At 37.6% G+C, this 7391-nt stretch carries 4 protein-coding genes (1 of these 4 running past the window's edge); 2 read left to right on the forward strand and 2 right to left on the reverse strand.

The window, feature by feature from the left end:
- Positions 1 to 100: 100 nt before the first annotated feature.
- On the reverse strand, positions 101 to 2953 hold the full coding sequence (locus DCS32_RS03640) for a M16 family metallopeptidase (protein WP_108877035.1): 2853 nt from the start codon (positions 2951 to 2953) through the stop codon (positions 101 to 103).
- 60 nt (positions 2954 to 3013) lie between these two features.
- Positions 3014 to 5113 (reverse strand): hypothetical protein, encoded by a 2100-nt coding sequence (locus DCS32_RS03645; protein WP_108877036.1) that lies wholly within the window; start codon positions 5111 to 5113, stop codon positions 3014 to 3016.
- Positions 5114 to 5302: 189 nt separating this feature from the next.
- On the opposite strand from DCS32_RS03645, the gene dinB reads away from it, so the two are divergent.
- On the forward strand, positions 5303 to 6523 hold the full coding sequence (gene dinB / locus DCS32_RS03650; protein WP_108877037.1) for a DNA polymerase IV: 1221 nt from the start codon (positions 5303 to 5305) through the stop codon (positions 6521 to 6523).
- A gap of 41 nt (positions 6524 to 6564) precedes the next feature.
- Positions 6565 to 7391 carry the 5' end (the start) of a DNA polymerase III subunit alpha gene (locus DCS32_RS03655; RefSeq protein ID WP_108877038.1) on the forward strand. It continues 2206 nt past the right edge of the window, so 827 of the gene's 3033 nt are visible here — the first part of the coding sequence; it begins with the start codon at positions 6565 to 6567; its stop codon lies off the right edge, out of view.

Here is a 7391-nt window from a genome sequence, read left to right on the forward strand (position 1 = left end):
GCTGTAGTATAGGTTTTATTTTGAATTACGCTTTCGCGAAAGCATAAAAAAAGCGAACTCCATCAAGGGTTCGCTTTTAATAATTAAGAGATTTGAGTTTCTAGTTCTTCACTGGCTCTTTACTCTCATTCAAAAGTACCGGAGTACCATAACCTAGCTGCTCTAGTTTATCCATCTGTGTTTTCTTATCACCTACTATCAAGTATATCATTTTATCTGGATTAAGATATTTATCTGATAGCTTCTTGATTTCTTCTACTGTCATATTCTCTACAATAGCCTGGCGTTCCTTGATATAATCTGGAGATATACCCAGGTTTGCAATATCATCTAGCATATTAAGCTTTGCTCCCATAGTTTCAAAAGCACGTGCTTGACTTTTTAATAGAAAACTTTTAGATACGTCAAGATCTTGTTGTGTGAAATTCTTCCCATAGTTCTTAAGAATATCTTTTACGAGTGCAGTAGACTCATAAGTCACATTAGAACGTACTCCACTCGAGACAGCAAACGCTCCAGGGAGTGTAGATCCAGAAAAACCTGAACGTATTCCATAAGTGTATCCTTTTCCTTCTCTAAGTTCCTGCGTAAGTTGTGAGGCAAAACCACCACCACCTAAACGGTAATTCATCATTTGTGCAGGGTAAAAGTCCTTATCGGTTTCTGCCATTGCTGGGTATCCAAAACGAAGTACAGACTGCTTTGCATCTGGCACATCATAAAAATATACGTTAGACTGCTCCGGAGCCTTAGGAACCTCTACTACAGGAATTGTAAATTCTCTAGCTTTCCAGTTATCATTAAGACCTGCGAGTACTGTAGTTGCTTTTTCTTTACCTACGGCACCCACTACTTGCATCTTAGCTACATTAGGAACTACATAATTGGTATAATAATCCTTTAAATCCTCAAGCGTGATTGCATTTACAGAAGCTGGAGTTCCTAAGTTATTTTGGGCTAGCAAGCTACGCTCTCCATAAATTAATTTATCAAATTGTATAGCAGCAATACTATTAGGATTTGCCTGCTGCTGCTCCAGACGACTTAAGGTACTCTGCTTTAATAAGTCAAACTCTGTCTTATCCCAGCGTGGCTGCAGGAGGATTTCTTGGACTAAAGCGATGGTTTTATCATAGTTTTTAGCCAATGTATTCCCGCCTATGTATATATTCTCTTTGTCTGAGTACGTATAAATATTTGCTCCTAGGCTTTCAATCTCATTTTCAAGTGCTGCAGTAGTTTTTGTGGCAGTTCCTTTCATAAGTAAATCTGCTAGCAAACTAGAAACGCCTACTTTATTGATATCCTCTAGAAGTAATCCTCCACGTATATTCATCTGAAATTGCACAAGAGGTACTTCGTCATTTTCAATTCCATACACTTCAAGTCCAGAAGATAGTTTGTCTTCCCAAACATTAGGAACAGTAACTTCAGCAGTGTTGCCATATGCAGGCTCCTTACTACGATCAAAGGACGAAGGAGTACGCTCATAATCTGCTGCGATACTCGCATCAAATGTCTCCTCTGCTCCTTCTACTATTTTTTCTTCTACTACCTGGGCTAGTTCAGAATCTTCAAGTGCAAGTGCTGTTTGACCTATAGGCACAAAACTAGTAGCAATATAATTATGTCCTTTTATGTACTGCTCGTAAACGCGTTGTACATCTTCCTTAGTCACCGCGAGAATACGATCTACATCTTCTGTGATATATGCAGGATCACCAGCAAAAATCTCATATTGTGCTAACTGAAACCCCTTTCCTAATACACTTGATAAGCCGTTATAAAACTGTGTTTCTTGCCCTGCTTTAATTCTATCTAAATCTTTTTGTGAGATTCCCTCAAGTTCAAATTTTGTAAAAGCCTCATTAATTCCTACAAGTACATCATCAAGATCTTTACCAGGATATGCATTGACGCTTAGACCAAATTCTCCTGCGATTTCAGACCCAAAATTGAACATCTGTACTCCAGCCGTAAGCTGCTTATCATCAATTAAAATCTTATTAAAAGGAGCATTCTTCCCTTTAGAGAGGTAACTAGCCAAAACTTCAAGCGCATATGAATCTTTGTCATAATTAGGCACCGTAGGCCATGTCATAGATAATTGTGGTAGCCTAGCAAAGTTATCTTCATAATATAATCGCTTTGTATTTGCTACTGTAACAGGTTGCTTTTCCATTGCTGGAACTTCTTCTCCCCTTGGAATTTCACCAAAATATTTTTCCACCCACTCCTTAGTTTGCGAAAGGTCAAAATCTCCAGCGATGGTAAGCGTAGTATTGTTAGGCGTATACCAGCGATTATAAAAATCCTTTACATCTTGTAATGTTGCGTTTTGTAAATCTTCTAGCGATCCTATAACCTGCCAGTTGTAAGGGTGGTTTTCTGGATAAAGATTCTTCCCTACCACATAACGTGCGTGACCATAAGGACGGTTATCTACAGACTGTCGTTTTTCATTCTTTACCACTTGCTTTTCTTTGGCAAGTACTGGGTCTGTAACCGTATTTATAAAATAACCAAGTTTATCTGCTTCTGCCCAAATCATTTTTTCGAGAGCGTCTTTTGGCACTGTTTGAAAATAGTTTGTGCGGTCACGACTTGTAGATCCATTTGCTCCAGATCCACCTATACGCGCGCTCATTGCATCAAGCCCACCTTTTCCAAGGTTTTCAGATTCTAAAAACAATAAGTGCTCAAATAAGTGAGCAAAGCCTGTACGTCCTTCTATCTCTCTTGCAGATCCTACGTGCGCAGTAAGTGCTACTGCGACTACTGGATCTGAGTCGTCTTGATGTAAGATTACGGTAAGTCCATTATCTAGCGTAAACTTTTCAAATGGAACGTTGAATTGTGGGGTTTCCGCTTTCGCGAAAGCGGTATCCTCTTTTTCACAACTTGTAGCAACTAAAAGTCCGAGAACAAGCGCAACATAAAAAAATGATTTCATAATTAAGATATATTAAGTCTATATCTCAAAGCTAAACCAAAAATGGATTGTCTGTTACAATTATGGGTAGAAATGACCCCAATCTGACCACACACCATTTACTTTATTACGGTAGCCATATTTATTAGGTTCATAGCTACGCTCCTCATAGATAAGCTCATCTTGTGCGTTGAATCGGTACTTGCCTTTTGTATGCTCCCAATAATTTATACCTCCATTGGTAATATCCATCTTAAGCTCAACCTCCATACCGTTATACTCCCCACTTACATCTTTAAAGATGGTAAGAATTCTAAGTTTTTCTCCCTTGTCGTTATAGGTATAATCTAAGGTCTTACTACTTTTATCTTCATTGATATGCGTGACAGTTTTTACATCTCCACGCGTATTATAGATATAATTGACTTTATTTTTTAATATATCATTGTATAAGGTATATCCATCTAATGAATTACCCAGAACGTATGAATACTTACGACTTATTTCCTTCCTGTTGTTATCTTCATTCTTACCCTTTCCTCTATAATTAGTTATGGTCCAGTCGCGACGATTTGCCCCAGTATAGCTTATTTTATGATTGTTAATCAAGTAAGCTTTTTTCTTATCTATCGCTATATGAATTACCCGTGTTACGCGACCACTAATATCATAGGTATACTTATAGGTTTTTAAATAACCACTAGGCCTAAGGCTATTCTGCTGTAATTCAACCACTTTACCGAACTCGTCATAGTCTACATAGTAAGGCTGTTTTTTACTCTCAGAGTATACAACAGAGGTAATCTTGTTATCATTCCAGATAAACTCATAGCGCCCCTTAGAACCTGCCTTTATAATAAGACCATTTTTCCATACAAAGGCAAAAATCTCTCTATTAGAATAACCTGTTGTAGGAATCGCTATTCCTAATACTTTATCTTCGGAAGGACTTTTAATTTCTATATGCGGTTGGTGTATGACATATTCTGGGCGATAGGCGTGTATAGCTCTCAACAAGAGTACTACTTTCTCTACCACTTCAGACTGACTTAACTCTATAGTAGGTGGTACGGGCGCTACTTCTTGTGCGACAAGTGTTTGCTGTACAATCGTAACAGGCTGTGTATCTCCTGCATTATGTACCTCTTCGGTAAACACCTCGCGATGGCGTGTATCTGTACTATGGCTAGCGAGACGTTTCTCTAGCGCCTCTGCATTTTTAAGAAGTAGCTTTCCGTCTGCCTTATCATATTTATTATCTATGAGTAGTCGTGCAAACTGCTTCGCCTTTTCTGGCTGATCAAGGTAGTAATAGATTTTAGCAAGATTATAGTAACTCGCATAACGCACTTTACTTAGCTTTCTACCTTTACCCTGATAATCTTGTACTATTTGCTCAAGATAGGTGAGCTGTGGAGCTATCTTAGCAGCAATATCTGTCACGGTCTGATCGTATTTCATCGCCGTAAAAGCTCTCTTTATAGCCTCATAGGTTTCCTGATGTTTTATAAATTCTGGATGCTTCTTATTACCTAAGAACCAGAGTTGAGTTTTATCATTTCTTTTAATCACATACCCGTATCTGCGTGCCAGACCATCTATAAATGTAGAAGTAGCCACGGCGTAAAAATCATTAGAGGTCTTCGCTCTAAATTTAGGTCCCTCTCCATTCCAATAATCTATAGCGGCTTTAGAGGTCTTAAAGGAAGTGCGCTTATAGTTCTCGCGTTTTCCTAAGTTACTTACGTACCCTAGGTTTGGGTTAAGATTGTTTATCACCTTAAGACGTGCGCTCGTAGTGTAGGGCACGTGCAATGTGTAACTATAACTCGTTGAGATCACCTTACCGTCATCATCCTTTTTTTCATTCTTGATCTTTTCTGTAGTGACCTCACCATACTCTACGCGATTTATACGCATACTGATGTTTAAGGTAGCATCTGTATCTAGCTTTGTAAATCCCGCTATCATAGTCTGGTCATAAAGTTGGCTAGCTTTTATATCACTACGCATTGCATTTTCTACACGTACCGTATAGGTGCGTTGGGCATCATCTTTTATATACACCTGTGGCAGACTTACATACTCAGTATGTATGTAATTACGATCTAGGTTTGCGCTTTGTGAAGTAGCCTTTGAGATTGTAAATAAACATAATAATAGAGGGAGATAATAGTTCATTGCAGAGGTGTGTTGTAATTTTTATAAGTTCCAAAATTAGCTATTTCTCCCTAACGAACTGTGAGTTATACATTTAAAATTCACACTTATACGAACCTTAGATTGTAAATCTATCTTGTTAATAACTAAAAAGAGAACACTCGTGATTTAAATAGGAATATTTCCATAATTTTGGATTAATTCTATATTATGCAACGTACAATTATTCATTTTGATCTTGATACTTTCTTCGTTTCTTGTGAACGTAGGTTAGATAGTCGCCTTATGGGCAAACCTGTTATTGTAGGTGGTACTGGCGATCGAGGCGTGGTAAGCGCTGCAAGTTATGAAGCTCGCACCTATGGTGTACATAGTGCTATGCCCATTAAAGTAGCTAGACAATTATGCCCTAATGGTATTTACATACGAGGAAATGGCGGCACTTATTCAAAAATGTCTAAAGAAGTAACTCAAATTCTTCAAGAAGAACTGCCTGTTCTAGAAAAAGCAAGTGTAGATGAGTTTTATGGTGATCTCACTGGGATGGATAAGTTTTTTGGAGCCTACAAATATTCAAAAGAGCTTCGCCAGCGTATTATGCGAGAAACAGGTTTACCTATTTCCTTCGGGATGTCTCCTAACAAAACGGTATCAAAAGTAGCTACGGGAGAAGCTAAACCTAATAATGAGATTAAAATTGACCCTGGTTATGAGAAAGTATTTCTTGCACCATTATCTATCAAAAAAATTCCTTCAGTAGGACAAAAGACATTTACTCAGTTTTGTAATCTCGGTGTGCGCACGGTAGACCTTGTACAACAAATGCCTGTAGAAATGATGACATCTGTTTTTGGAAAAAATGGACGCATTATCTGGGAGCGTTGTAATGGTATTGATGACAGCCCTATTGTAGAGTATCACGAACGCAAATCTATCTCTAGTGAACGCACTTATGGTCAAGACACAATTGACATGGTGAAGTTACATACTACTATAACTGCCATGGCAGAAAATCTAGCTTTCCAACTACGGCGTGGTAATAAACTCACTTCTGTCGTAACATTAAAAATTAGATACTCAGATTTTCAAACATATTCAAAACAGATGCGTATCCCCTACACCGCTGCAGATCATGTTCTCATTCCCACAGTAATAGAACTTTTTAATAAGCTTAATAATCGTAGGATGCTTATTAGGTTAGTAGGTGTACGCTTTGGTGGTCTTACAGAGGGACATTATCAAATAGACCTTTTTGAGAATACTAACAAGACCGTAAATCTTTACAAAGCAATGGACGAACTAAGAAATAAATATGGCGATCATAGCGTGCGAAGAGCAAATACGATAGGTGAAGGATCCAGAACTATAGGAAATCAAGGTAATCCTTTTAACGGTGAACCTCCTATACTCTTAGCTCACAGACATCAGTAAAAAACACCTCTATTATTTATTTAAACCCCAAGACTAAATTCATGTATCTCAATAATCACTCTTATTTTAGTTTAAGATATGGAACAATTTCTGAGGAGGAATTACTAGACCTAGCGATACATGAAGGGTGTACTCATTTTGCACTTACAGATATTAATAATACATCTGGCTGTCTAAATTTTGTGCGTCGCGCAAAGGAAAAAAACATAAAACCTATCATAGGTGTCGATTTTAGAAACAATACGAAACAGTGCTACGTTGCACTCGCAATGAATAACCAAGGCTTCCTTGAAATAAACAACTACTTATCAAAACACTTACATAACAAAACTCCATTTCCTGATCAAGCTCCACATTTTGAAAATGTTGCAATTATTTATCCTTTTGAAAATGTAATGGAGCTAGGGAAAGTAACTTTCGCTAGTAATGAATATATAGGTGTGCGAGCAAAAGATATTTATAAGCTTAAATTTTCTTCTCTTAGTTCATTAACAAAAAAGTTAGTTATTCTCCATACAGTAAGCTTTCGCGATAAGCGAGATTTTAACACGCATCGTTTATTAAGAGCTATAGACACTAATGTATTACTTAGCACGCTAGCGCTTACAGATCAGGGAAGTCCTAATGACTTGATGTACTCACGAAAAGAGATTGCTCAGGTTTTTAAAGACTATCCATCACTTGTTGAGAATACCAATAACCTCTTACGAGAATGTAAGATCGATTTCAATTTTAGCAAAGATAAACCCTCACAAAACTTAACTAGACTATTAGAGAGTCCGGAAGCAGATTACAAAAAACTTCTCGAGCTTTGTGAGAAGGGATTAAAAGATCGTTATGAAGTTGTAGATAAGATAATCAAAGATCG

Origin of the sequence: Dokdonia sp. Dokd-P16 (assembly GCF_003095655.1) — a bacterium.
Taxonomy (GTDB): domain Bacteria; phylum Bacteroidota; class Bacteroidia; order Flavobacteriales; family Flavobacteriaceae; genus Dokdonia.